Here is a 25,620-nt window from a genome sequence, read left to right as displayed (position 1 = left end):
TGCGGACCCTGTAGGGACGCCCGGTAGACTCCGTACACGTGACTTCTGCGCCAGCCAAGCCCCGCATCCCGAACGTCCTCGCCGGACGCTACGCCTCCGCCGAGCTCGCCACGCTCTGGTCTCCCGAGCAGAAGGTGAGGCTGGAGCGGCAGCTCTGGCTGGCCGTGCTGCGGGCCCAGAAGGACCTCGGCATCGAGGTGCCGGACGAGGCGCTCGCCGACTACGAGCGGGTCCTCGACACCGTCGACCTGGCCTCCATCGCCGAGCGCGAGAAGGTCACACGGCACGACGTGAAGGCGCGGATCGAGGAGTTCAACGACCTCGCCGGGCACGAGCACGTGCACAAGGGCATGACCTCCCGCGACCTCACCGAGAACGTCGAGCAGCTACAGATCAGGCTCTCCCTTGAGCTGGTCCGCGACCGTACGGTGGCTGTGCTGGCGCGCCTCGGCAAGCTGGCCGGGGAGTACGGCGAGCTGGTCATGGCCGGCCGCTCGCACAACGTGGCCGCGCAGGCCACCACCCTCGGCAAGCGGTTCGCGACGGCCGCCGACGAACTGCTCGTGGCGTACGGCCGGGTCGAGGAGCTGCTCGACCGGTACCCGCTGCGCGGCATCAAGGGCCCGGTGGGCACGGCCCAGGACATGCTCGACCTGCTGGGCGGGGACGCCGCGAAGCTGGCGGAACTGGAGGACCGGATCGCCGGGCACCTCGGTTTCGCGCAGGCGTTCACCTCTGTCGGCCAGGTCTACCCGCGCTCGCTGGACTACGACGTGGTGACCGCGCTGGTGCAGCTGGCGGCGGCCCCCTCCTCGCTGGCCAAGACGATCCGGCTGATGGCCGGGCACGAGCTGGTCACCGAGGGCTTCAAGCCCGGCCAGGTCGGCTCGTCCGCCATGCCGCACAAGATGAACACCCGCTCCTGCGAGCGTGTCAACGGCCTCATGGTCATCCTGCGCGGCTACGCCTCGATGACCGGTGAGCTGGCCGGCGACCAGTGGAACGAGGGCGACGTGTCCTGCTCCGTGGTGCGCCGGGTCGCGCTGCCGGACGCCTTCTTCGCGCTGGACGGTCTGCTGGAGACCTTCCTGACCGTCCTCGACGAGTTCGGCGCGTTCCCGGCGGTCGTCGCGCGTGAGCTGGACCGCTACCTCCCCTTCCTCGCCACGACCAAGGTGCTGATGGGCGCCGTCCGGGCGGGCGTCGGCCGCGAGGTCGCGCACGAGGCCATCAAGGAGAACGCCGTCGCCTCCGCGCTGGCCATGCGCGAGCAGGGCGCCGAGCGCAACGAACTGCTCGACAAGCTCGCCGCCGACGACCGCATCCCGCTGGACCGGGCCCAGCTGGACGCGCTCATGGCCGACAAGCTCTCCTTCACGGGCGCCGCCGCCGACCAGGTGGCCGTCGTCGTCGGCCGGATCGAGGAGATCGTCAAGCAGCGCCCGGAGGCCGCCGGCTACACGCCGGGAGCGATCCTCTGACCCGCTACCCCCAGGACGAGCTGGAGGCCGCCCGCAGCCGGCTGGTGCCGGACGTCACCGCGGACGGCCTCCGGGTCCTTTTCTGCGGCATCAACCCGGGGCTGATGACGGCGGCCTCGGGCCACCACTTCGCCCGCCCCGGCAATCGCTTCTGGCCCGTGCTGCACCTGTCCGGCTTCACGCCCCGGCTCCTGAAGCCGTCCGAGCAGGGCGAGCTGCCGTCGTACGGGCTCGGCATCACCAATGTCGTCGCCCGGGCCACGGCGCGCGCCGACGAGCTGACGGCCGACGAGTACCTGGAGGGCGGCCGACTGCTGACCGCCAAGGTGCAGCGGCTGCGCCCGCGTTGGCTCGCGGTGGTCGGGGTGACCGCGTACCGCGCCGCCTTCGGCGACCGCAAGGCCGGCGTCGGACCGCAGGAGAGGACGATCGGGGACTCACGTGTGTGGGTGCTGCCCAACCCGAGCGGCCTGAACGCTCATTGGACGGCGGCGACGATGGCGGAGGAGTTCGCCCGGCTGCGGGTGGCGGCGGAGGACTGACCGGCCGGGCGGTCACGGCGGGTCCGTCTCCGTGATCAGTGCGACGAGTTGGAACGGCAGTTCCTTGTCCCACTGGGAGACGCCGAGGGCGACCCAGCGTCCGTCGACCTGCCAGAGGTGCAGGTCGGGGACGTGCGAGCTGAGCACCGCCCATGGCTCGGGTATGTCCTCGCCGTCCATCGACCGGTCGAGGACGCTCCACAGGCTGAACACCGCCGGGGCGCCCCAGCGCGCTGTGAGCAGCTCCGACAGGGCGTCCCGCTCCGCCTCGTACTGTTCCTCGGTCTCCTCGCGCCGTGCGCCGTCGTCCTCCCAGAAGTCGGCGCTCGTCCGTAACTCGGCGACGTGATACCCCGGTCCGGCCGTGCCGACGTCCGACCGGCCGGGCTCCGCGGGGAACTCCTCGGAGCACAGCCGGTCGATCACGGCGAGGTGGTGGGCGATGCTGCTCATGCGGTCCAGTAAAGCGGTCACCACTGACAATTGGCACGGCGTCAGGAGTCGGTGCCGGGGTCCCGCGACCGGGCTCCGGCATCAGGTGTCAGGTGTCAGGTGTCAGGTGCCCGGGCCGGGCCCCTGTGCGGGGGTCGTCAGGATCCCGCAGGTCGGAGGCGGCAGGCACTCGCCCGGGTGCGTCGTGGCGAGTACGATCCGGCAGACACGGGCGCGAGCTGGGAGGACGGACGTTGGGGCCACTGACCGGCGGGGATCCTTCTCTGCTTCGAAGAATCAACTCGGCCGTCGTGCTGCACGCGCTGCGGGCCACGGATCACGCGACGCTGACCGAGATCACCAGGGTCACCGGGCTGTCCCGGCCCACGGTCGAGGGCGTCGTGGAGGGGTTGGTCGAGGCCGGGCTGGTGGTCGAGCGGGCCGCCGAGGAGGGGGCCGCCCGGCGGCAGGGGCGCCCGGCGCGCCGCTACCGGTTCCGGGCCGAGGCCGGCCATCTGCTGGGACTGGACGTGGGCTCGCACCGGGTGGCCGCGCTGCTCGCCGACCTCGACGGGCGGGTCCTGGGCTCGCTGTCCAAGGAGGTCTCCGAGTCCGCGTCGGCGGACGACCGGCTGGAGCGGCTGCGCTCGACCGTCGCCGAGCTGCTGCGCAGGTCAGGTGTGTCACGCGGTTCGCTGCGCGCGGTCGGCGTGGGCAGCCCGGGGGTCATCGAGGCCGACGGCGCCGTACGCCTGTGCGCGGCCCTGCCGGAGTGGACGGGACTGAACCTGGGCGAGCGGCTGAGCCGTTCCTTCAAATGCTCCGTGCTGGTCGAGAACGACGCCAACGCGGCCGCCGTCGCCGAGCACTGGAAGGGTGCCGCCACCGAGTCCGACGACGTGGTGTTCGTGCTGGCGGGACTGAGCCCGGGCTCCGGTTCGCTGATCGGCGGGCGGCTGCACCGGGGGTACGGCGGCGCGGCCGGGGAGATCGGCGCGCTGCACCTGCTGGGCCGGGAGGCCACCCCCGAGGCACTGCTGTCGACCACGGGCGAGCCCCTGCACCCGCTGGACGAGCAGGCGGTCGCCGAGGTCTTCAAGCACGCGCGCGAGGGCGACCCGCGGGCCCGGGAGGCCGTCGACCGCTTCATACAGCGGCTCGTCCACGACGTGACGGCCCTCGTCCTCGCCCTGGATCCCGAGCTGGTCGTCGTCGGCGGCTGGGCGGCCGGCATCGACGACGTCCTCGACCCCCTGCACCGCGAGCTGGCCCGCTACTGTCTGCGGCCGCCGCGCGTCGCCCTCTCCCGGCTGGGCGAGGCGGCCGTCGCCATGGGCGCGCTCCGGCTCGCCCTGGACCACGTCGAGGAACAGCTCTTCGCGGTGGAGGGCACGGTGACGGCCCGCCGCTGAAGCACGGCCGAACGCGAGAACGCCGCGCCCCGGGAGTCGGGGCGCGGCGGTTTGCCTCGGTACGGCGGGAGACAACGCTGTCGGCGCCGTCAGGACGCGCGGCGCTCCGGCCCGTGGTGGATCTCGACGCCGCCCGAGGCGCCGAACGTCAGTCGGCACGTGTCAGCACGGTAGGTGGCCAGGGAGACGGCCGCCGTGCGTCCCTCGGCGAAGAAGCGGGTGGTGACGACCAGGACGGGCGCGCCCGGCAGCCGGTCGAGTTCCTTGGCGTCGTCCGCGCGGGCGGAGCCCAGCTCCACCGAGCGCTCCTGTCCCTCCAGTTCCAGGCGCTGCAGCTCGCGCAGGACGGCACGCGCGCGTGCGGCGCCGGAGGGCGCGTCTATGGCGGAGAGGGCCGGTACCGAGTCCGCCGGGACGTAGAGCAGTTCGGCGGCGACGGGCTGTCCGTGCGACACGCGGGAGCGGCGTACGACGTGCACCTGCTCGCCGTGGACGCTCTCCAGGATGTCGGCGACCGCGGCGGGCGGTGCGCAGGCCGCGCAGTCCACGGCCTGCCAGGCGTCGCCGACGGTGCCCGGCCACGCGTGCTCCTCGGTGCCGACGGCGACACCCACGCGCGGGGGCGCGACGGTGGTGCCGACGCCGCGACGGCGCTGCAGCCGGCCCTCCAGTTCGAGCTGCTCCAGCGCTTGGCGGAGGGTGGCCCGGGCGACGCCGAAGCGGGCCGCGAGGTCACGTTCGTTGGGCAGGATCTCCCCCACCGAGAACTCGGAGTCCAATGCCTCACTGAGCACGGTCTTCAGATGCCAGTACTTCGGTTCCGGCACCGATTCCAGCTGCTGGGTCCCCACCCTGTCCTCCGCTGCTTCGCCGTGGCCCGGCGGCGTTTTTAGCGCCCTTGTTTATTAAAGGTTGTTGCACTTTCTTGCGACCATAGGCGTGCCCCCACCCTTGGTCAAGACCAATCATCGAACCCTCGGGCATCCGACGGGCCGGACGCCCGACAGCGTTCATCAAGGCTTCACGGCCGCCACGGAGAGCAGCTTCTCCGGGTTGCGCACGATGTAGACGCACTGGACGAGCCCGTCGGCGACGTCGAGTTGGAAGACGCTGTCGACCTCGCCACCGGAGACGAGGACCACGGCGAAACCGCCGTTGATCTCCATGAACCGCAACGAGGCGTCCAGCAGGCCCTTGCCGGCCGCGCCGTGCACGAACCGGCCCACCCTGTCAGCGGTTTCGAGGACCCGCACCGGGGCCTTGCCGATGCCCCCGCCGTCGCCCACCAGACGGACGTCGGGGGCCAGCAGCGCCATGAGTCCGGCGAGGTCGCCGTCCTCCGCGGCGGCGAGGAACTTCTCCGTCAGCGCGCGCCGTTCGCCGGGGTCGACCTCGTAGCGCGGGCGCCGCTCGTCGACGTGCCGGCGAGCCCGCCCGGCGAGCTGGCGCACGGCCGGCTCGGCGCGGTCGATCATGGCCGCGATGTCGGCGTACGGGTAGCCGAAGGCCTCCCGGAGCACGAACACGGCGCGTTCCAGGGGCGAGAGGGACTCCAGGACGACCAGGAGCGCGAGGGAGACGGTGTCGGCGAGGACGGCCCGCTCGGCGGTGTCCGGGACGGTGGCCGCGTAGTCGGTGACGTAGGGCTCCGGGAGCCAGGGGCCGGGGTACGCCTCGTTGCGCGACTGCACCTGGCGCAGCCGGTCGATGGCGAGCCGGGTGGTGATCCGGACCAGGTAGCCACGCGGTTCGCACACGTCGGAGCGGTCGGCGCCGGACCAGCGCAGCCAGGTCTCCTGGACCACGTCCTCGGCGTCGGCGACCCGGCCGAGCATCCGGTAGGCGACTCCCATCAGGACGGAACGGTGCTCTTCGAAGACGTCGATCGCGATGTCGGTGGTCACCGTTCCATCCCAACCCGAGGGGCGGGGCCGTGTCCAGGCGATTCCCGTGAAGCGCGCGGCTTGTCACCGCCGGGGACTACCCGCCGGTAGCAGTTGCTGACAAGCTGTCTACGACCGCCGCACGCCGGCCCGTCCGTCCGCCCACACGAGGAGCTGCACCATGTCCGCCGCCACGGTCTCCTTCCAGGTCCCCTCCCCGCTCGGTCCGCGGTCCGTGACGGTTTCCTACACCCGCGAGGGCGCCGGAGAACCGCTGCTCCTGCTGCACGGCATCGGCCACCACCGGCAGGCCTGGGACCCGGTGACGCACATCCTGGCGGCCGAGCGCGAGGTCATCACCGTCGACCTGCCCGGCTTCGGCGCCTCCCCCGCGCTGCCGGACGGTCTCACCTACGACCTGCCCACGACGACCGCCGTCTTCGGCGCCTTCTGCGAGGCGCTGGACCTCGACCGGCCCCACGTGGCGGGCAACTCCCTGGGCGGCCTGCTCGCCCTGGAACTGGGCCGCGAGAAGCTCGTACGGTCCGTCACGGCCCTGTCCCCGGCCGGGTTCTGGAACGAGACCGAGCGGCGTTACGCGTTCGGCGTCCTGCTCACCATGCGGCACATCTCACGGCGCCTGCCGCTCCCGCTGGTCGAGCGGCTGTCCCGGTCGGCGGCCGGCCGCACCGCCCTGACGAGCACCATCTACGCCCGCCCGGGCCGCCGTTCACCCGAGGCGGTGGTCGCCGAGACGCTCGCCCTGGCGGGGGCCACCGGGTTCGACGAGACCCTCCGGGCCGGTGGCAGCGTCCTGTTCACCGACGACGTCCCCGGTCTGCCCGTCACCGTGGCCTGGGGCACCCGGGACTGGCTGCTCGTCCGCCGCCAGGGCGTCCGCGCCAAGCGGGTCATCCCCGGCGCCCGGCTGGTGCGGCTGCCCGGCTGCGGCCACTGCCCGATGAACGACGACCCCGCCCTGGTCGCCCGCGTCATCCTCGACGGCAGCCGCTGACCGGGCCGGCGGTCGGCCTGCCGCCCGGCGGCGGGTCGACGCCCCGGACCCCAGGGCGACCCCGGCGCCCACCAGCACGCTGCCTACGGCCTGCGCGGCACCGTAGGAGCCCGTGCCGACGAGGGGGGCCGTGCAGGCTGCGGCCACCGGGATGAGGCCGGAGAAGAGGGTGGCGCGCTCGGCGCCGATGCGCTGCACGCCCATGTACCAGCACACGAACCCGACGACCGTGACGACCGCCGCCTGCCACAGCAGCGCGGCGGCCTCCGTGCCGTCCGGGCGCTCCAGCCACGCGCCGCCGTCGACGGCCAGGCCGACGACGGCCGACTCGATCGCGGCCACCGCGCACACGGTCGCCGACAGCAGCCGCGGGCCCAGCGGCCGCAGCACGGGCACGGCCAGCACCGCGAAGCCGATCTCGCCCGCCAGCGCGCACAACGAGAAGGCGATGCCGACTGCGTCCGTACGGCCCCAGCCCTGGACGGCGAACGCGCCGGCCGCCACCAGCAGCGCCCCGTGCAGGACCGTCCGCCGGGGGCGGCGGCCCTCCGTCAGCGGGACGAGGACCGCCACGGCCACCGGGGCACAGCCCACGAAGACCCCCGGTACCGCCGGTTCCGCCGAGCGTTCGGCCGCGAGCACGGCGATGTTGAAGCCGACCATGCCGACCGCCGCGAGCAGCCCCAGCCGTGCCCACTGCCGTGCGGTGAGCCGGCGCAGGGGTGCCGTGCCGCCCTGGCCGAGCAGCGGGAGCAGCAGGAGACAGGCGAGGCCGTAGCGGAGGAACTGGCCGCCCGCGTACGGGTAGTCGCCCAGGACGCTGTTGGCGGTGAACGAACCGCCGACGAGCACGCAGGCGAGGGCGGCGAGGAGGGATCCGGTGATCGCGGAAGGGGGCGGGGCGGTGGGTGCGGGCTTCATGGTCGTGACGCTAGGGAGCCGGGCGGTCCGGTTTAAGGTCCACTTCCATGACGTCATCGGGGTCCAATTCCGACCGTGGCGCGCTCCCCAGGTTCGCTCCCTGGGCCGCCGCCTGGGAGTTGCTGCTGCCCGTCGCCGACGCGCCCGCACGCGCGCGTGGACGCACGTTGCAGGCGGCGCTGAGGGAGGCGATCCGGTCGGGGCGCCTCGCACGGGGGACGCGGCTGCCGGCGAGCCGGGAGCTGGCCGCCGACCTCGGCGTCTCGCGCGGACTGGTGACGGAGGCGTACGAGCAACTGGTCGCGGAGGGGTACCTGCGCAGTGGCCGGGGCGCCGGAACCTGGGTGGGCGCCGCCGTGCGCACGACGGCGCCGCCACGCGCGCGGGACCTCGCTCCGCGTCCGCCGGGCGCCCGCGCCGACTTCGTGCCCGGGACGCCCGACCTGTCGCTGTTCCCCCGGGCGGCGTGGGCGGCGGCCCAGCGTGGGGTCCTCGCGGAGCTGCCGCACCACGAGCTGGGTTACCCGGATCCGCGCGGGCTGCCCCGGCTGCGTGTCGCGCTCGCCGAACTGCTCACCCGGCGGCGGGGCGTGGTCGCCGACCCGGAGCGGATCGTCGTCGTCTCCGGGGTGGCCCAGGCCACCACGCTGCTCGGAGCCGTGCTCCACGCTCGCGGGACACGCGTCGTCGGCGTCGAGGACCCCGGGAGCCCCGAGCACGGGACGCTGTACGCGGCCACCGGGCTCGCCACCGTGCCGCTGCCGCTGGACGACGAGGGGCTGGCTGTCGCTCCGCTGCGGGAGACGGGGGTGCGGGCCGTGGTGACGACGCCGGCGCACCAGTTCCCGACCGGTATCGCGTACTCCGCGCGGCGGCGGGGCGAACTGCTCGACTGGGCGCGGGCGGTGGACGGGCTGGTCGTCGAGGACGACTACGACGGGGACTTCCGCTACGACCGCGCCCCCGTGGGGGCGCTGCAGGGCCTCGACCCCGAGCGGGTCGCCTACACGGGGTCCGTGAGCAAGTCCCTCGCGCCGGGGCTGCGGCTCGGCTGGCTGCTCGTGCCGACGTGGCTGGCGGAGGAGGTCGTCGAGCGCAAGCGGACCATGGATCTCGGGCATCCCACCATCGACCAGGCACTGTTCGCGCGGTTCTTGGAGCGGGGGGACTACGACCGGCAGCTGCGGCGGTGTCAGCGGGCGTACCGGGAGCGACGGGACGTGCTGGTTGCGGCGCTCGCCGAGCACTTTCCGGGGGCGGAGGTGTCCGGGATCGCCGCCGGGCTGCATGTCATCGTGGCGCTGCCGGAGCGGTACGGGGCGGTCGAGGGGTTTCTGGAGCGGGCCCGGGCGGGTGGGGTGGGGGTGCGGGGCGTGGCGGAGTACGGGCGGGTGCCGGATGGGCGGGTGCGGTTGGTTCTGGGGTACGCGCATCTGTCTCCCGGGCGGATTCGGGAGGGGGTGCGGGTGTTGGCGGCCGTGGTGGGGTGAGTCCGTAGGGTTTTCGCCCCCGCCGCCCCTACCCGTCCCATCACCCAGGGGCTGCGCCCCTTCGACCCCCAGGCGTCCTTCCGGTGGGGCTTCTCGCGCAGTTCCCCGCGCCCCTCAAAAAAGCCGGGGCTGCGCCCCGTGCTTTTTGACGAAGGGCCGAAGCCTTCTTCAGGCGCGCGGGGAACTGCGCGAGAAGCCCCACCGGGCCCGCACCCGGCAACGCACAGGTACCCCCGAGCGGCACGCGGTGTCGGCTTCCCCTCGGCCCGCGCAGTTGTTCACTTGTCGTTTCCGTGTGCGCTGCGGCGTGCGCGTAGTTGTGGCTGTGCACATTGGCCGGATCCGTCGCTGGAGGCGCATTCATGTCACACCGTCCGCCGAGTTCCCTGCCCGGTCGCCGCAGCGTGCTGCGCGGCTCGTTCGCCGCGTCGGCGGCGCTGGCGCTGCCCGGTTCCGTCGCGCTCGGCTCGGCGCCCGCGCTGGCCCTCTCGGGGCGGCCCAGGGCCGGCTGGGGTGTGCAGGCCGGGGACGTGACCGCGCACTCCGGGCTGGTGTGGGTGCGGTCGGACCGTCCGGCTCGGATGATCGTCGAGACGTCCGCCACCGAGTCGTTCCGCAACCCGCGCAGATGGCACGGCCCGCTGCTGGACGCCGGCACGGACTTCACCGGTACGACCCGCCTGCGCGGGCTGCCCTCGGGCGAGCAGATCCACTACCGCGTGCTGCTCGCCGACCCCGACGACCCGCGTCGCACCGGGGAACCGGTCACCGGAACGTTCCGTACGCCGGCCCTGAAACGCCGCTCCGGGGCTCGGTTCGTGTGGTCGGGCGACCTGGCCGGACAGGGCTGGGGCATCAACCCCGACCGGGGCGGCTACCGGATCTTCGACGCGATGGGCGCGCTGGACCCGGACTTCTTCCTGTTCAGCGGCGACACCATCTACGCCGACGGCCCCATCGCGGCGACGGTGGCCCTCCCCGGCGGCGGCACCTGGCGGAACATCACCACCGAGGAGAAGTCGAAGGTCGCGGAGACCCTCGCCGAGTTCCGGGGCAACTTCCGCTACAACCTGCTGGACGAGAACCTCAAGCGGTTCAACGCCCAGGTCCCGGCGATCGTGCAGTGGGACGACCACGAGGTCACCAACAACTGGTATCCGGGCGAGATCCTCACCGACGCGCGGTACACCGAGAAGAGTGTCGACGTGCTGGCGGCGCGGGCGCGGCGGGCGTTCGGCGAGTACTTTCCGATCTCCACGCTGCGGCCGGGCTCCCGGGAGGGCCGTGTGCACCGGGTGGTGCACCACGGTCCACTGCTGGACGTGTTCGTGCTGGACATGCGTACGTACCGCGACGCCAACTCGCCCGGTGTGCAGACCACCGACCCGGTGGGCATTCTCGGCGTCGAGCAGTTGGAGTGGCTCAAGCGGGAGCTGTCGCGGTCGCGCGCGGTGTGGAAGGTGATCGCCTCCGACATGCCGCTCGGCCTGGTCGTGCCCGACACCGGGGACGGCAAGCCGAACATCGAGGCCGTGGCGCAGGGCGACCCGGGCGCTCCGCTGGGCCGAGAGCTGCAGATCGCCGAGCTGCTGCGCTTCATCAAGCATCGGCGGATCACCGGTACGGTGTGGCTGACGGCGGACGTGCACTACACCTCGGCGCAGCACTACCAGCCCTCGCGGGCCGCCTTCACCGACTTCGAGCCGTTCTGGGAGTTCGTCTCCGGGCCGCTGAACGCCGGCGCCTTCCCGGCGAACGCGCTGGACGGCACCTTCGGCCCCGAGCGGGTCTTCGTCAAGGCACCGACCACGGCGAACGTCTCCCCGGCGGGCGGCTACCAGTTCTTCGGCGAGGTCGACATCGACGGCCACAGCGGGGAGTTGACGGTCCGGCTGCGGGAGCAGGACGGGACCGTGCTGTACACGAAGGTGCTCCAGCCGGGCCTCGTCGGGCAGTAGCCGTCGGCATGGGGACATGAGCCCCTGACCGCCGCGTCTCCGCAGGTCAGGGGCGATTGCCAGTGATGGCTCCTACCGTCTTCCCGTGACGCGATCTTTGCAGGGGCGTGACCCCGGCGGGTGCTGAGGACCATCCGCGGTTCTTCACCGGTCGCGGCGGGTGCGTGCGGCGCTGGTCTGACCTCTCCGGTCACCGTTGGCATCGGTTCCGACAGCATCAGTCATAGAAAAAGCAACAAAAGGTGCGGAACGATGCTTTTACCGGTCAGTCACAAAGCGTTCGTGATCACGCAACACCGTTCGTCCACAGTGGCCACATGACTCAGGACATGTCCGATGTGACGCGGGCGAGCCACAGCCGCCCCATGCACCACCCGCTGCACGCCGCCCTCACCGGGGTTCGCGGCTGGTGGGAACGGCGCCACGGCCACGCGCCGCCGCCGAAGGATACCGACGCCCGGCCGCCGCTCGCCGAGGGGCGGCAGGCCGGGCCGTCGGAGACGGTCGCCCCGGTGGTCACGGGTGCGACGTTGATGTGGCGTATGCGGACGACGGTGAAGGACGAACCGGGTTCGCTGGCCGCGCTGTGCACGGCGCTCGCGGAACTCAGGGTCGACATCCTGAGCCTGCAGACGCATCCGCTGGCCGAGGGCACGGTCGACGAGTTCCTGCTCAGGGCGCCCGAGGAACTGTCCGCCACCGAGATCGGCCACGCCGTGGCGGAGTCGGGCGGCACCGGGACCTGGATCGAGCGCGGTGACGCCCACGACCTGGTGGACGCCCCGACCCGGATCCTCGGTCTGGCCACCCGCACGGCGCTGGACGCGGCGGAACTCCCGCTCGCGCTGCGGCAGTTGCTCGGCCGCTGCACGATCCGCTCGCTGCCCGCCACCGCTCCCGGCTCGGGGCGGGCCCAGAAGGGTGTCCCGGTCGAGGGCGTCCTGGAGGACACGGTGATGCGGCTGCGGGCTCCGGAGGGCGGGGTGATCACCGTGGAGCGGCCGTATCTGCCGTTCACACCGACCGAGTTCGCGCGGGCCCGGGCGCTGGTGGAGCTGGACGCGCGTCTGGGGCCCCGGATCCCGCGCAGCCAGGACGTGCTGACCCTGCCGGAGGGCAACGACATCATGGTGCGCCGCGCCGACGTCGGCGACCTGCGGGCGGCGAAGGCGATGCACGAGCGGTGCTCCGTGCGCACGCTGACCATGCGGTACCACGGGCCCGTGGGGGACGCCGACCGCTATCTCAAGCACCTGCTCAGCCCGCGCTTCGGGCGGACGCTCGCCGTACAGACGGCCTCGGGGCGCCTCGTAGGGCTGGGACACCTTCTCTGGGACGGCGACGAGACCGAGATCGCGCTGCTCGTCGAGGACGAGTGGCAGCGGCGGGGCATCGGCGGTGAACTGCTCCGCCGGCTGGTGGAGATGGCGGCCGAGACGGGCTGCGAGAGCGTGTACGTGGTGACGCAGGCATCCAACACGGGGATGGTCGCGGCGATGCGGGGGCTTGAGCTACCGCTCGACTACCAGATCGAGGAGGGGACGCTGGTGATCACCGCGCGGCTGTCCGAGGCGGGGGTCCCCGAAGCGGGGGCCTCCGAAGCGGTGGAGGGGCGGCGGCGGGTGGGGTGACCGAGCGGGTGAGGTGACCGAGCGGGTGGGTCGGGTGCGGGTGAGTGGGGGCTGGTCGCGGAGTTCCCCGCGCCCCTGGAGAAGCGGGGCTGCGCCCCGGCATTTTCCAGGGGCGCAGACGCACCTCGCGGCCACCCGACCCGGCCCGACAAGGGAGCTCGGCTCAGGCGCGCCCCGTCGAGAACGCGGGCCCCTCGTCCTTGCTCCACTCTCTCGGGAGGCCGGTGGCCGTCTCCCCCAACGCGTGGTCCAGGTCCGCCCACAGGTCGTCCGTGTCCTCCAGGCCCACCGACATACGCAGGAGACGATCGCTCACCCCGGCGCCTCGGCGGTCCGACTCCTCCACGATGCGGTGGCTGATCGAGGCCGGGTGCTGGATGAGCGTGTCCACACTGCCGAGGCTCACCGCCGGGGTGATGAGGCGGACGGCGGCGATGACCTCGTGCGGGTCGCCATGGACCTCGAAGGCGATCATGGCGCCGCCGATGCTCGGGTAGTGGACCCGGGCGACGCGCGGGTCGGCGGCGAGGCGGCGGACGAGTTCGGCGGCGGTCGCGGACGCCGCACGGACGCGGACCGGGAGCGTGGACAGGCCCCGCAGCAGGAGGTAGCCGGCGAGCGGGTGCAGGACGCCGCCGGTGGCGAAGCGGACCTGACGGAGCCGTCCGGCGAACTCCTCGTCGCAGGCCACGACCCCGGCCATCACGTCCCCGTGCCCGCCGAGGTACTTGGTCGCGCTGTGCAGGACGAGCCGGGCGCCCTGTTCGACGGGGCGTTGCAGGACGGGCGTGGCGAAGGTGTTGTCCGCGAGGAGCGGGACCGAGCCGCAGGCGTGCGCGAGGGCCCGCAGGTCGATCTCGGCGAGCGTCGGGTTGGCCGGGGACTCGACCATGACCAGGCCCGTGTCGGGGCGCAGCGCGTCCGCGACGCCGGCCGGGTCGACCCAGGTGACCTCGGTGCCCAGCAGCCCGGCGGTGAGGAGATGGTCGCTGCAGCCGTACAGGGGGCGTACGGCGACGACGTGGCGCAGGCCCATTGACGCGCGGACGAGGAGGACGGCGCTGAGGGCGGCCATGCCGCTGGCGAAGGCGACCGCACTCTCGGTGCCTTCGAGGCGGGCGAGGGCGGTCTCGAAGCGGGCGACCGTCGGGTTGCCGAGCCGTCCGTAGATCGGCGGGCCCTCCGGCTGGGCGCCGTCACCGGCGAAGGCGTCGATGCGGGCGGCCTCACCGCGGCTGTCGTACGAGGGGTAGGTGGTCGACAGGTCGATCGGCGGGGCGTGCAGGCCCTGGCGCGCGAGGTCGTCGCGGCCGGCGTGCACGGCCTCGGTGGCCAGTGCTCTCGGCGTGGTGCGTGCGGGGTCGTACGCGTGCGTGCTCGCAGAGTTCATGGAGGTCAGAGTGAACATCGGCCGGGTCCCGGGGTGCGAGCACCGTGCTACGTTCGAACAATGGCCGATTCCGTCGTACTCGATCCGGTGGACCTCCATCTGCTGCGGCTGTTGCAGAACGACGCCCGGACGACGTACCGGGACCTCGCGGCGCAGGTCGGGGTGGCGCCGTCCACCTGTCTGGACCGGGTGACACGGCTGCGCCGTGCGGGCGTGATCCTCGGCCATCAGCTGCGACTGGATCCGGCCAAGCTGGGGCGGGGGCTGGAGGCATTGCTGTCGGTGCAGGTCAGGCCGCACCGGCGGGAGTTGGTGGGACCGTTCGTGGAGCGGATCCGGGCGTTGCCGGAGTCTCGGACCGTGTATCACCTCACCGGGCCGGACGACTATCTCGTGCACGTCGCGGTCGCGGACATGGCGGATCTGCAGCGCCTGGTCCTCGACGAGTTCACGTCGCAGCGCGAGGTGGCGCGGGTGGAGACCCGGTTGATCTTCCAGCAGTGGGAGTGCGGACCCCTGCTGCCTCCGGACACGGACCGGCCCACACCCTGAACCGGCGAACACCGTCCGCCCCCGGAGCACCTCACACACGCGTCACCCGCATCACGCCCTGAGCGGAATCCAGCCGACGTAAGGCTCAAGCGCGGGTTAAGCAGCTGACGCCGGTCCCGTGGCCATACCAAGATTGTCGGCATGTCTGACACCAAGAGCCCCCTGCCCCGTGAGGTCGCCGACGTGTACGTCGACGACCTCATCGCCCTCGACCCCGTGACCGGTACGTATCTGGGTGTGAAGGAGAGTTCCGGCAAGTTGCCGGACACCTCGCCGGCCGGTCAGGAGGCCCGCGCGGAGCTGATCCGGACGACGCTCGCGCGCCTCGACGAGGCGGAGCGGCGACCGGGCGCGGACAGTGACGTCGAGCGCCGGTGCGCGCGCCTGCTGCGCGAGCGGCTGACGGCGGAGCTGGCCGTGCACGAGGCCGAGGAGGGGCTGCGCGCCGTCGGCAACATGGTCACGCCGCCGCACGAGGTGCGTGAGGTGTTCACGATCACCCCGGCGGAGACCGAGGAGGACTGGGCGGCGATCGCGGAGCGGCTGCGCGCGGTGCCGACGGCCTACGCCGGTTACCGCCAGTCCCTGGCGCTCGGCCTGGAGCGGAAGCTGTACGCGGGTCCCCGCCCGACCGCGACCTTCATCGGCCAGCTCACCGAGTGGGCGGACACGGACGGTTCGGGGCGCGGCTGGTTCGGGGACTTCGCGGCGGCCGGGCCCGAGTCGCTGCGTGCCGAGCTGGACGAGGCCGCGCGCGGGGCGACCCGGGCCGTGGTGGAGCTGCGCGACTGGATGCGCGACGTGTACGCCCCTGCGGTGGAGGGGGCGCCGGACACGGTCGGCCGGGAGCGCTACGGCAGGCTGGTCCGCTACTTCACGGGTTCGGACCTGGACCTCGACGAGGCGTACGCGTACGGCTGGGCCGAGTTCCACCGTCTCCTCGGCGAGATGAAGGAGGAGGCCGCGAAGATCCTGCCCGGCGCCGAGACGCCCTGGGTGGCGCTCGCGCACCTGGACGAGCACGGGCGGCACATCGAGGGCGTCGACGAGGTGCGCACCTGGCTGCAGTCGTTGATGGACGAGGCGATCGAGGCGCTGGACGGCACCCACTTCGACCTCGCCGAGCCGGTGCGCAAGGTCGAGTCCTGCATCGCCCCGCCCGGTGGCGCCGCGGCCCCCTACTACTCGGCCCCGACCGAGGACTTCTCCCGCCCGGGCCGCACCTGGCTGCCGACGATGGGGGCGACCCGCTTCCCGGTGTACGACCTGGTCTCCACCTGGTACCACGAGGGCGTTCCCGGTCACCACCTCCAGCTCGCGCAGTGGGTGTACGTCAAGGACGACCTGTCCCGCTACCAGGCCACGATCGGTGGGGTGAGCGCCAACGCCGAGGGCTGGGCCCTGTACGCGGAGCGGCTCATGGACGAACTGGGGTTCCTCAAGGACGCGGAGGAGCGGCTCGGCTATCTGGACGCGCAGATGATGCGCGCGGCCCGGGTGATCGTCGACATCGGTATGCACCTGGAGCTGGAGATCCCGGCGGACTCACCCTTCCACCCGGGCGAGCGCTGGACCGTGGATCTGGCCCAGGAGTTCTTCGGCGCCCACAGCAGCCGGCCGGCGGACTTCGTGGAGAGCGAGCTGACGCGCTATCTGACGATGCCGGGGCAGGCCATCGGCTACAAGCTCGGCGAGCGGGCCTGGCTGCTGGGCCGGGAGAACGCCAGGCGGCGCCACGGCGAGGCCTTCGACGCCAAGTCCTGGCACATGGCCGCGCTGTCCCAGGGTTCGCTGGGCCTGGACGACCTGGTGGACGAGCTGTCCCGGCTGTGATCCGGTCCGGCCGGGCCCACCGCCGCCCACCACGGCGGGGCCCGGCCGTCACGCCGGTTCCCTCAGATGTCGGACTGGGATCTCACCCTGACCAGGCCCAGCCAGGTCTCCGGGCCCGTCGAGACCCGGGCGGCGCTGACCCCGTAGTGGCCAGGAGCCAGTTCCACCCGTGCGTGGTCGGTCTCCGGCAGCGACCTGCCGGGCCAGACGGCGTCCAGGAGGACGACCGGACCCGGCACCCGCCAGCTCAGCTCCGGCCCCCAGACCGCGTTGTCGAGGGCCGCCGGAACGCCCGAGAGGAGTTCGGTCTCGGAGTCGGCCGCGTACCAGCGGACGAAGACGCCGTGCTCGGGCAGATACGCGGTGGACGCGGGTTCGTCGCCGAGGACCAGGACGCGGGTGTCGCCGACGGGGAGCAGGCCGACGTCTCCGTCGACCTCGCAGGCCCGGTCGTAGTCCGAGGACGTCTCGTCACCGTCGGCGCCCGCCCAGAACGGCAGCACCGCCTCAGGTATCGCGATGAGCGGTCCTCCGCTCGACTCCACCCACCGCACCACATCGGGTACCACCGCCGCGTCCGCGTATCCAGCCATGCCCAGAAGCTACACGGCGGCCGTCGATGCGAGATCCCCACCCCTGACCGCTTCTTGACAAACTGTCAGCAACGGGTCGCGGTCACGGTCGGCGAGGGCGTGCCGGTGAGCGTGAAGAACCTGTCGACCGACCGGACGGCAGCCCCGGGTCAGCAGCCGCAGTCCTCGGCGTCCACGGGCGCGGTGAGCGGGTCCGCCGTGCGTCGCCCCTCGCCCTCCCAGGTCTCGAACGCGAAGCCCTCGCGCGCCCAGTACTCGAACCCGCCGAGCATCTCCTTGACCTGGAAGCCGAGTTCGGCGAGGGCGAGGGCGGCGCGGGTCGCGCCGTTGCAGCCGGGGCCCCAGCAGTAGGTGACGACGGGCACGGACTTGTCGAGCAGTCGCTCGGCCTGTTCGGGGATGAGAGCGGTGGGGAGGTGGACCGCGCCCGGGACGTGGCCCTGGTCCCAGGACGCGGTGGAGCGGGAGTCGAGGACCACGAAGCCGGGGTCGCCGTCGGCGGCGAGCGCGGCGGCCACATCGGAGACGTCGGCGTGGAAGACGAGACTGGCCCGGAAGTACGCGGCGGCCTCGGCCGGGGCGGCGGGGGCGACCCGCAGGACGGCGTTGGCGGCGGACGCGGTGGCGATGGTCATGAGCTGGCCTTCCCTCGGGGAAGCCCTTGTTCCCCGCACCGGAAATCTACGGCGGACGATCACTGTCCCTGAAGGGGCGATCCACGGCTCTGACCTTGTTCGGCCGGGGATTCCCCTGCTATTCATCGGGGATGCCCGCGAATTCCCCGTATCTGCCCGATGCCACCGACTGGCGCATCCTGGAGGTCCTCCAGCGCGAGGGCCGGGCCAGCTTCGCCGAGCTCGCCCGTGCCGTGTCGATGTCGGCGAGCGCCGTGACCGAGCGGGTGCGACGCCTGGAGGAGGCGGGCGTGATCCAGGGCTACGCGGCCGTCGTGGACCCGGAGCGGCTGGGGCTGCCGATCCTGGCGTTCGTCCGCCTGCGCTACCCGACGGGGAACTACAAGCCGTTCCACGATCTGGTGGCCGTCACGCCCGAGATCCTGGAGGCGCACCACGTCACGGGCGACGACTGCTTCGTGATCAAGGTCGCGGCCCGTTCGATGCGACACCTGGAGGAGGTGTCGGGCAAGATCGGCGCACTCGGGTCGGTGACGACGAGCGTCGTCTACTCCTCACCGCTGCCCCGCCGCCCGCTGGGTCGGTGACCTCGCTTCGCGGCGCCACCGGCCTCGCTGCCGCACGGCCCGTCGCGCCCGCCGGTCACTGACCCCGCTGCCGCACGGCTCGTCCCGGCCGCCGGTCACCGACCTCGCTGCCGCACGGCTCGTCCCGGCCGCCGGTCACCGACCTCGCTGCCGCACGACCGATCCCGTCCGTTCCTTCACGACCTCCAGCTGGGCATGGATCCGCCTGCGCAGATCGGCGACGTGGCTGACGATGCCGACACTGCGGTCGCGTTCGCGCAACGCGTCGAGGACGTCGAGGACCTCGTCGAGGGTCTGGTCGTCGAGGCTGCCGAACCCCTCGTCGATGAAGAGAGTGTCGAGCCGTACGCCGCCCGCCTCGTCGGTGACGACGTCGGCCAGACCGAGGGCGAGCGCGAGGGAGGCGAAGAACGTCTCGCCACCGGAGAGCGTGGCCGTGTCCCGCTCCCGCCCCGTCCAGGCGTCGACGACGTGCAGCCCGAGCCCGCTGCGCCCGCGTCCGGCCCGGTCGTCGGAGTGGACGAGGGTGTAGCGGCCGGAGGACATCCGCTGGAGCCGTACGGTCGCGGCGGCCGCGACCTGTTCCAGCCGGGCGGCGAGGACGTACGCCTCCAGCCGCATCCGGCGCTCGTTGTCGGCGGAGGTGCCGGCCGCGAGCCCCGCCATCCGCGCGACCCGGTCGTACTCCTCGCGCAGCGGTGCCAGCCGGCGTACGGAGGCGGTGGCCCGCGCGGACAGCTCGTCGAGCTGGACGCTGCTGCGCTCGGCGGCGTCCCATGCCGAGACGGTGTGTTGGAGCCGTCGGGCGGCGGCTTCGGCGTCCCGCTCGGCGGTCCCGAGATCGACGGGCGGCTGCTGGGCCGCGGCAGCCGTCTCCGCCTCCGCGAGCACGGCCCGCACGGCCGCCTCCTCCGACTGCCAGGCGTCGAGGCGGTGTTGGAGATCCCGGTGGGCGGCGTCGTCGAGCACGGCGGCGGCTGCCTCCCGCGGGGTGTCGAACCCGGCGCGGAACGCCGCGTCCGCCAGGCGCGCGTCGGCGTCCTTCAGCCGCTGCGCGGTGTCATCGGCCGCCCGGGCGGCCTCGGCGGCCCCGTCGAGCTTCGCGGCCCGCACCTCCAGCCGGCCGGCCAGCTCGGCCACGCTCTCGGCGTCACCCCGGGCCTCGGCCAACTCGGCCTCCAGGGCCGCGCGTTCCCGCTCCAGGGTGTCGCGCCGGGTGTCGCGGGACGCGGCCCTGACCGCCGCCTCCTGTCGTGCGGCGGCCCGGCGATCGCGTTCCTGTTCGGCGTGGAGCAGCGCCTCCTGCGCGGGGTGCAGGTCGAGGGCGAGCCGCCGGGCCTGCGTGTGCTCCCGCTCCAGCTCCGCCGCCGTCACGGCGAGCCGCTCGGTCGGCGCGTCGCCCGCCTCGGCGCTCGCGGCGGCCAACACCCTTTGCGCTAGCCCCAGTTGCCGTTCCGCGCCGACCCTCTCCTCATCGGCCCGCTGGAAGGCGGCGAGCGCCTTCTCCTCCGCCTCGCGGTCCACATGGCCCGCGACCTTCCGGGCGGGCGCGGGGTGCTCCGTGCCGCCGCAGACGGCGCACGGCCGCCCCTCGACGAGCTCGGCGGCCAGCTCCGCCGCGATCCCCGACAGCCGCTGTTCCTTCAGGTCCAGCCAGTGGGTGCGGGCCTGCCCCGCCCGCTCCGTGAGCCGGAGCACCTCCGCCTGGGCGGCGTCGGTGTCGCGGCCGAGCCGGTCGCGCTGACGGGCGGCGGCGAGCCGTCGCTCGGCGGGTTCGCGCCGCACGGCGAGCTGTTCGGCGCGGGCGGCGGCCTCCTGCGCGGACTCGATTCGGCCGCGCAGCCCGGCCCGGGTGGTCTCCCACTCGGCGAGCCAGCCCTCGGCGTCCTGCAGGACGCCCTCGTCCGCCCGCTCCTCGCTGTCCAACTCGGCCTGTTCGGTGCGGAGTACGGCCAGTCGCCGCTCCGCACGGCGGGCCGACTCCAGCGCCCCCAGCTCCTCGGAGGCCCTGCGGGCGGCGGCGGCGAGTCCGGCGGCACCGGCGTCGGCGTACTCCCCCGACAGGCGCGCTCTCGCGGCCTCCTCCTCCCCTCGCGCCCTGCGGTGCTCGGCCTCGGCCACGTCGCGCAGCTCCAGTGCCGGGGCCACGGCCTCCGCCTTGCGGGCGCGCTCCATCCGCGCCCGGTCCTCCCGGTGGGCGTCCGCCCGCTCCTCCAACCGCGCGGCGCGCTCCCGGGCCTCCGCGAACCGTCTTTGCAGCCGCGCCACTTCGCGTACGTCGTCCAGGACGCGGTCGGCCGCGGCCCGGGCCGACTCCGCCGCCGCCCGCGCGCAGTGGGCGATGGTGAGCCGTTCCCGGGCGGTGCTGCGGGCCACGGCGGCCCAGGCGAGGACCGCGTCGGCGAGACCGGGGTCCCCGGGGGACAGCTCGGGCAGATCCGGGGCGTGCCCCGCCGCCTGCTGCATCCGGTGGGCGTCGGCGAGCAGTGCCGCGTCGCCCTCGCGCACCCGGGCCTCGGTCTCCCGGCGGCGGTCGGCGAGCCGCTTCTCGACGGCGGCGAAGTGGTGGGTGTCGAAGAGACGGCCGAGGAGCCGCCCGCGCGCCTCGGCGTCGGCGCGCAGGAACCGCGCGAAGTCGCCCTGCGGCAACAGCACGACCTGGCAGAACTGTTCCCGGCTCATCCCCAGGAGCTGGGTGATCTCCTCGCCGATCTCCTGGTGGGAGCGGCTGAGGTCCTTCCAGGCGCCGGCGGCCGCGTCGTACTCGCGCAGCCAGCTCTGCGCCTTCTCGACGGTGGTGCCCGTGCCGCGTTTCTTGGGGCGCTCCCACGGGGGCTGCCGCGTGACCTCCAACCGGCGTCCCGCGACGGTGAGTTCGAGGCGGACCTCGGTGCGGTCCGCGGGTGCCGCGTGGTCGCTGCGCAGGTTCATGCCCTGGCTGCTCTGCCGGGCCCCCGGCACCGAGCCGTACAGCGCGTAGCAGACGGCGTCCAGGACCGAGGTCTTGCCGGCGCCGGTCGGACCGTGCAGCAGGAACAGTCCGGCGGCCGAGAGCTCGTCGAAGTCGACGGACTCGGTGCCGCCGAAGGGGCCGAAGGCGGTGATGTCGAGCCGATGGAGCCTCATCGGGCGACCTCCCGGACCGTCTCGTCGGCCCGTACGGCGTCGAACGCGTCCCTGAGCACGGTCCGTTCGTGTGCGTCGGGGCCGGTACCGCGGACATGGGCCACGAAGTCCTCGGCGATCTGCTGGTCGTCCCGGCCGGCCAGGCGCCGGGCGTAGGAGACGTCCGGGTCGCCGGGGGCGCGTTCGGGGGCGAAGACGAGGCTGAGGGTGTGCGGGAAGCGTTCGCAGAGCCTTGCCATGGGCTCGGCGGGCCGGACGGGGTCGGTGAGGGTGGCCTCGACCCACGCCTCCTCGTGCCGGGCCAGGTCCGGGGCGGCGAGCAGGTCGTCCAGTCGCCCCCGGAGCCGGGCGAGGGGGCGCGGCACGGGGCAGTCGATCCGCCCGGCGTCGATCGAACCGTCGGCGCCGAGGTCCACCAGCCACATGCTCTTGCGGTGGTCGGCCTCGGAGAAGGAGTACGGCAGCGGGGAACCGGAGTAGCGCACGCGCTCGGTGAGGGTCTGGCTGCCGTGCAGATGACCCAGCGCCACGTAGTCGACGCCGTCGAAGACACCGGCGGGCACGGCGGAGACGCCGCCGACGGAGATGTCGCGCTCGCTGTCGCTGGGCTCGCCGCCGGTGACGAAGGCGTGGGCCAGGACGACGGAACGGGTGCCCGCCGGCCGGGTGGCCAGGTCGGCCCTGACCCGGTCCATGGCGGCGGCGAGCACCGCTTCGTGGCCGGCCTTCTCGACCCCGAACTCGTCCTTCACGAGCGCGGGTTCGAGGTAGGGCAGCCCGTAGAACGCGACGTCGCCGTGGGCGTCCGACAGCGTCACGGGGGTTCCGGCGGCCGAGGCCGACGTCCGCAGATGGATGCCGGCCCGGCCGATGAGGCCAGCCGCGACGCCGAGCCGTCGCGCCGAGTCGTGGTTGCCGGAGATCATCACGGTGGGCACGTCCAGCTCGGCCAGGCGGTGCAGGGCGTCGTCGAAGAGCTCGACCGCGGCCAGCGGCGGCACCGCCCGGTCGTACACGTCCCCCGCCACGACCACCGCGTCGACCTCGCGCTCCCGCACGGTCGCGACCAGACGGCCGATGAACTCGGCCTGCGCGCCGAGCATGTTCACCCGGTGGAACGACCGACCGAGATGCCAGTCGGATGTGTGCAGAATTCTCAAGAAACTGCTCCGACCTGCATACGTCCCCCTCTTTCACCCATGGCCCCGGCACCGGACCAGCCGGTCCCGGCTCTCGCACCGACCACGCTAACGCCTGTCGGCACCTGGTCCCGCACGGGCCTCGATCCGAGCTCGCGCGATCCCGCGGCCGCACGGTGCCGCGACCGCACCGTGCAGCGGAGCCCCGCCGGGGGCGGGCGGGGCTCCCTCTCGGCGTTACCTCGGTCACGTCGCCGGCGCCGGCGCCGGCAGTCCGTCGAGGCCGGCTTCCGGGACCGGTCCGGTGAGGTCCGGCTCGGCGTTCTCGCCCAGGAAGCCGCCCGACTGGTGCTGCCACAGCTTGGCGTAGGCACCATTCGCCGCGAGCAGTTCCTCGTGGGAGCCCTGCTCGACGACACTCCCGCGGTCGAGGACCACGAGACGGTCCATGCCGGCGACGGTACTCAGCCGGTGGGCGACCACGAGGGCCGTCCGGCCGTCCATCAACCGCCACAGGGCGTCCTGGACGAGGATCTCGCTCTCCGAGTCCAGCGCGCTGGTCGCCTCGTCGAGCAGCAGGACAGGGGCGTCGCGCAGGATGGCCCGCGCGAGGGCGACGCGCTGGCGCTGGCCGCCGGAGAGCTTCACCCCCCGCTCCCCCACCAGGGTGGCGAAGCCGTCGGGAAGTTGGCCGACGAACTCCGTGACGTGGGCGGCCTCGGCCGCGGCGTGGATCTCCTCGTCGCTCGCGCCGGGCCGGGCGAAGGCGATGTTGTCCCGCAGACTGCGGTGGAACATGGCGGGTTCCTGCGGGACGTAGGCGATCAGTGAGCGCAGATCGGTCTGGCGCAGCCGGCTGATGTCCTGCCCACCGATGAGGATGCGTCCGTCGTCGATGTCCGACATCCGCAGCAGGAGCCGGGTCAGTGTGGTCTTGCCACCGCCGGACCTGCCGACCAGTCCGATGCGCGCGCCCGCGGGCACGTCCAGGTCGAGCCCCTGGAAGATCGGCTTCGCGCCCGCGTGGGCGAAGCGCACCTTCTCGAAGCGGACGCCGGTGTCGCGGGGTGCGAGCGGTTCGGGGTCCGTCGGGTCGAGCACGGTGGGCGGATCCAGCAGCAGCTCGGTGAACTGCGCGGCCTCGGTCATCGAGTTCTCCAGACGCCGGTAGATCTGGTTGAACTCGAACATGATCTGGGTGGCGTTGGAAAAGTAGGTGAAGGCGACGACGACCTCCTCCACTCCCCTGCCCGAGCCCCCGAGGGCGATGGCGACCACCAGACCCAGCACGTTGGTCAGGACGGACATGGGCGCGATCAGGGTGTCGACGCGCAGATTGGCGTAGTCCCACGACCGCAGGGTCAGGCGCCGGGAGTCCGCGACACGGTCGCGGTGTTCCTCGGCCTCCCGTGTCTCGGCCGCGAACGCCCTGATGGTCTCCATGTTCACGAGGCTGTCGGCGACATGACCGGAGACCCGGGCGACCGCCGCCTCACGGTCGTGGACGAGCCGCTGCCGGCGCCGGATCAGCGGTGTCGCCGCCACCACGGTCACCGCGATCATCGCCAGCAGGACGACGACGAGCATCGGTTCGTAGGTCCACAGCACCACGGCCCCGAACAGCAGGGGGACCACACTGCCCACGATCCGGAAGGTCAGCGTGTCGACGAAGTCCTCGAAGCGCTTGCCGAAGCTCAGCACCCGCTTGGTCAGGGAGCCGGCGAAGTTGTCGTGGAAGAACGCCGCGTCCTTGGCGAGGAGTTCGTCCATTCCGTTCACGTAGAGGTGTTCCATGCCGAGCGCGTCCACCCGGTTCAGGCAGTGCTGCCCGACCCGCCACACGGCCTCGGCGAGCAGCAGCGTCACCCCGAACGCCACCACGTACGGCAGCGCCGAACCGAGGGTGAGACCCCCTTCGTCGGCTGCCTGCCCCGCCAGCTTGGCGATCAGCAGGGGGGCGACGTAGCGGATGCCGATGTTGCCCAGGGCCGGCAGCAGCAGTGCCGGCAGGGCCAGTCGTCGTAGGCGCAGCAGTTCCAGACCGTAGCGGCGCAGCGCCAGAACGACCGCGCTCCTGCCCGGCGTCGACCCTCGCGTATCTGATGTCCCCATCACACTCCCGGAAGTTGAGAAGTCGGAAGTGTCCCGTCGGCGGAGGCTCGCAGTCCACGCATTTAACGCGGACCGGCGACAACCGGACATCGTGGCTGGGCCGACGTGTTGGGCGTCCGTGCTGGTGAGACTGCGACGGCGGACGCGGCGGCGACCCCGCTCGGGCTCCGCCACACGACAGGCTCAGAACTCCAGTCCGATAAGTACGGCGACCGGCGGGGCGAGGAACGGATACGGGGCGGCGGTCACGCGTCCCCGTACGCCTCCCCGCCGAGTTCGAACCCGGCGGTGCCCGCGGTGGTGTCGGCGAGCCAGGCGCGGAAGGCGTCCACGTCGGCGTCGGGCAGTCCGATCTCGATGGTGACGGCCTCGCCGTAGCGCACGTCACGGACCTGGCGCCCGGTGGACCGCAGGTCGTTCTGCACCTTGCCGGCGCGCTGGTGGTCGACGGTCACCGTGGCCAGCCGGAAGCGCCGGCGCGTGAGGGTGCCGAGCGCGTCGAGCGCCTCGCCGACGGCGCCGCCGTACGCCCTGATGAGTCCGCCCGCGCCCAGCTTGACCCCGCCGTAGTACCGGGTGACGACGGCGACGACGTACCGCATGTCCCGTCGCAGCAGCATCTGGAGCATCGGGACGCCGGCGGTGCCGCCGGGCTCGCCGTCGTCGCTCGCCTTCTGGACGGCCGCGTCGGCGCCCACGACGTACGCGAAGCAGTTGTGCGAGGCGTCGGCATGCTCCCTGCGGACGGCCGCGACGAACTCCTGCGCCTCCTGCTCGGTGGCCGCCGGGGCGAGCGCGCACAGGAAACGGGACCGGTTGACCTCGGTCTCGTGCACTCCCGCGCGGGCGACGGTGCGGTACTCGTCCTGCATCCGGCCAGCCTATGCG

General features: G+C 73.0%; 20 protein-coding genes and 1 pseudogene. 10 read left to right on the top strand and 11 right to left on the bottom strand.

Features of this window, described 5'->3' with window-relative positions; genetic code table 11:
* The first annotated feature begins 38 nt into the window (after positions 1–38).
* Positions 39–1,481 carry an adenylosuccinate lyase gene (gene purB, locus P8T65_RS40715; protein ID WP_316730420.1) on the top strand — a complete coding sequence of 481 codons (1,443 nt, stop codon included), beginning with the start codon at positions 39–41 and terminating at the stop codon, positions 1,479–1,481.
* Positions 1,482–1,525: 44 nt separating this feature from the next.
* Positions 1,526–2,023: a G/U mismatch-specific DNA glycosylase gene (gene mug / locus P8T65_RS40710; protein ID WP_316730419.1), complete on the top strand. Its 498-nt coding sequence runs from the start codon at positions 1,526–1,528 to the stop codon at positions 2,021–2,023.
* A gap of 12 nt (positions 2,024–2,035) precedes the next feature.
* Here the strand turns inward: mug and P8T65_RS40705 are convergent, their stop codons facing one another.
* Complete coding sequence (locus tag P8T65_RS40705; protein ID WP_316730417.1) at positions 2,036–2,476, bottom strand: hypothetical protein; 441 nt, start codon at positions 2,474–2,476, stop codon at positions 2,036–2,038.
* A 233-nt stretch (positions 2,477–2,709) separates the two neighbouring features.
* Here P8T65_RS40705 and P8T65_RS40700 point away from each other — a divergent pair, with 233 nt between their 5' ends.
* Positions 2,710–3,867, top strand: a complete 1,158-nt coding sequence (locus P8T65_RS40700) for an ROK family transcriptional regulator (protein WP_230224401.1) — start codon at positions 2,710–2,712, stop codon at positions 3,865–3,867.
* A gap of 89 nt (positions 3,868–3,956) precedes the next feature.
* On the opposite strand, the gene P8T65_RS40695 is transcribed toward P8T65_RS40700, so the two are convergent.
* Positions 3,957–4,718: a GntR family transcriptional regulator gene (locus P8T65_RS40695; protein ID WP_316730415.1), complete on the bottom strand. Its 762-nt coding sequence runs from the start codon at positions 4,716–4,718 to the stop codon at positions 3,957–3,959.
* Between the two features lie 162 nt (positions 4,719–4,880).
* The gene (gene sigJ, locus P8T65_RS40690) at positions 4,881–5,771 is read right to left on the bottom strand and encodes an RNA polymerase sigma factor SigJ (RefSeq protein WP_316730414.1); all 891 of its coding nucleotides are present in this window, start codon (positions 5,769–5,771) and stop codon (positions 4,881–4,883) included.
* A gap of 160 nt (positions 5,772–5,931) precedes the next feature.
* Here sigJ and P8T65_RS40685 point away from each other — a divergent pair, with 160 nt between their 5' ends.
* Positions 5,932–6,765, top strand: coding sequence for an alpha/beta fold hydrolase (locus P8T65_RS40685; RefSeq protein WP_316730412.1), 834 nt, complete (start codon positions 5,932–5,934; stop codon positions 6,763–6,765).
* Between the two features lie 63 nt (positions 6,766–6,828).
* On the opposite strand, the pseudogene P8T65_RS40680 reads toward P8T65_RS40685, so the two are convergent.
* Positions 6,829–7,686, bottom strand: a pseudogene (locus P8T65_RS40680) (DMT family transporter); the annotation flags it as partial.
* A gap of 47 nt (positions 7,687–7,733) precedes the next feature.
* On the opposite strand from P8T65_RS40680, the gene P8T65_RS40675 reads away from it, so the two are divergent.
* The 3 genes from P8T65_RS40675 (at position 7,734) to P8T65_RS40665 (ending at position 12,765) form a co-directional block, all read left to right on the top strand.
* Positions 7,734–9,176: a PLP-dependent aminotransferase family protein gene (locus P8T65_RS40675; protein ID WP_316730411.1), complete on the top strand. Its 1,443-nt coding sequence runs from the start codon at positions 7,734–7,736 to the stop codon at positions 9,174–9,176.
* Positions 9,177–9,538: 362 nt separating this feature from the next.
* The gene (locus P8T65_RS40670) at positions 9,539–11,134 is read left to right on the top strand and encodes an alkaline phosphatase D family protein (protein WP_316730410.1); all 1,596 of its coding nucleotides are present in this window, start codon (positions 9,539–9,541) and stop codon (positions 11,132–11,134) included.
* A gap of 317 nt (positions 11,135–11,451) precedes the next feature.
* Positions 11,452–12,765, top strand: a complete 1,314-nt coding sequence (locus P8T65_RS40665) for a GNAT family N-acetyltransferase (protein WP_316730409.1) — start codon at positions 11,452–11,454, stop codon at positions 12,763–12,765.
* 163 nt (positions 12,766–12,928) lie between these two features.
* On the opposite strand, the gene P8T65_RS40660 is transcribed toward P8T65_RS40665, so the two are convergent.
* Positions 12,929–14,155, bottom strand: a complete 1,227-nt coding sequence (locus tag P8T65_RS40660; RefSeq protein WP_184896786.1) for a PLP-dependent transferase — start codon at positions 14,153–14,155, stop codon at positions 12,929–12,931.
* Positions 14,156–14,215: 60 nt separating this feature from the next.
* On the opposite strand from P8T65_RS40660, the gene P8T65_RS40655 reads away from it, so the two are divergent.
* Together P8T65_RS40655 and P8T65_RS40650 are read left to right on the top strand one after the other, a co-directional pair.
* Positions 14,216–14,707 (top strand): Lrp/AsnC family transcriptional regulator, encoded by a 492-nt coding sequence (locus P8T65_RS40655; RefSeq protein ID WP_184896784.1) that lies wholly within the window; start codon positions 14,216–14,218, stop codon positions 14,705–14,707.
* Positions 14,708–14,848: 141 nt separating this feature from the next.
* Positions 14,849–16,540, top strand: a complete 1,692-nt coding sequence (locus tag P8T65_RS40650) for a DUF885 domain-containing protein (RefSeq protein ID WP_316730406.1) — start codon at positions 14,849–14,851, stop codon at positions 16,538–16,540.
* Between the two features lie 62 nt (positions 16,541–16,602).
* Here P8T65_RS40650 and P8T65_RS40645 read toward each other — a convergent pair whose 3' ends face one another.
* Both P8T65_RS40645 and P8T65_RS40640 read right to left on the bottom strand, forming a co-directional pair.
* The gene (locus P8T65_RS40645) at positions 16,603–17,133 is read right to left on the bottom strand and encodes an immunity 21 family protein (protein ID WP_316730404.1); all 531 of its coding nucleotides are present in this window, start codon (positions 17,131–17,133) and stop codon (positions 16,603–16,605) included.
* A 149-nt stretch (positions 17,134–17,282) separates the two neighbouring features.
* On the bottom strand, positions 17,283–17,768 hold the full coding sequence (locus tag P8T65_RS40640) for a rhodanese-like domain-containing protein (RefSeq protein ID WP_316730403.1): 486 nt from the start codon (positions 17,766–17,768) through the stop codon (positions 17,283–17,285).
* A 131-nt stretch (positions 17,769–17,899) separates the two neighbouring features.
* On the opposite strand from P8T65_RS40640, the gene P8T65_RS40635 reads away from it, so the two are divergent.
* Positions 17,900–18,355, top strand: coding sequence for an Lrp/AsnC family transcriptional regulator (locus P8T65_RS40635; RefSeq protein WP_316730401.1), 456 nt, complete (start codon positions 17,900–17,902; stop codon positions 18,353–18,355).
* Positions 18,356–18,490: 135 nt separating this feature from the next.
* Here the strand turns inward: P8T65_RS40635 and P8T65_RS40630 are convergent, their stop codons facing one another.
* The 4 genes from P8T65_RS40630 to P8T65_RS40615 all read right to left on the bottom strand — a co-directional run bounded on the left by P8T65_RS40630 (position 18,491) and on the right by P8T65_RS40615 (position 25,604).
* Positions 18,491–21,481 carry an SMC family ATPase gene (locus P8T65_RS40630; RefSeq protein WP_316730400.1) on the bottom strand — a complete coding sequence of 997 codons (2,991 nt, stop codon included), beginning with the start codon at positions 21,479–21,481 and terminating at the stop codon, positions 18,491–18,493.
* Positions 21,478–22,641 carry an exonuclease SbcCD subunit D gene (locus P8T65_RS40625; protein ID WP_316730399.1) on the bottom strand — a complete coding sequence of 388 codons (1,164 nt, stop codon included), beginning with the start codon at positions 22,639–22,641 and terminating at the stop codon, positions 21,478–21,480. The genes P8T65_RS40630 and P8T65_RS40625 overlap by 4 nt, the downstream gene beginning before the upstream one ends.
* A gap of 225 nt (positions 22,642–22,866) precedes the next feature.
* Positions 22,867–24,732, bottom strand: coding sequence for an ABC transporter ATP-binding protein (locus P8T65_RS40620; protein WP_316730398.1), 1,866 nt, complete (start codon positions 24,730–24,732; stop codon positions 22,867–22,869).
* A 245-nt stretch (positions 24,733–24,977) separates the two neighbouring features.
* Positions 24,978–25,604, bottom strand: coding sequence for a YigZ family protein (locus P8T65_RS40615; RefSeq protein WP_184896768.1), 627 nt, complete (start codon positions 25,602–25,604; stop codon positions 24,978–24,980).
* Positions 25,605–25,620 lie beyond the last annotated feature (16 nt).

It is taken from the genome of Streptomyces sp. 11x1 (assembly GCF_032598905.1).
In the GTDB taxonomy this organism is placed as follows: Bacteria; Actinomycetota; Actinomycetes; order Streptomycetales; family Streptomycetaceae; genus Streptomyces.
The sequence above is the reverse complement of the archived record's forward strand: the minus strand, read 5'-3'. Positions and strand labels throughout refer to the sequence as shown.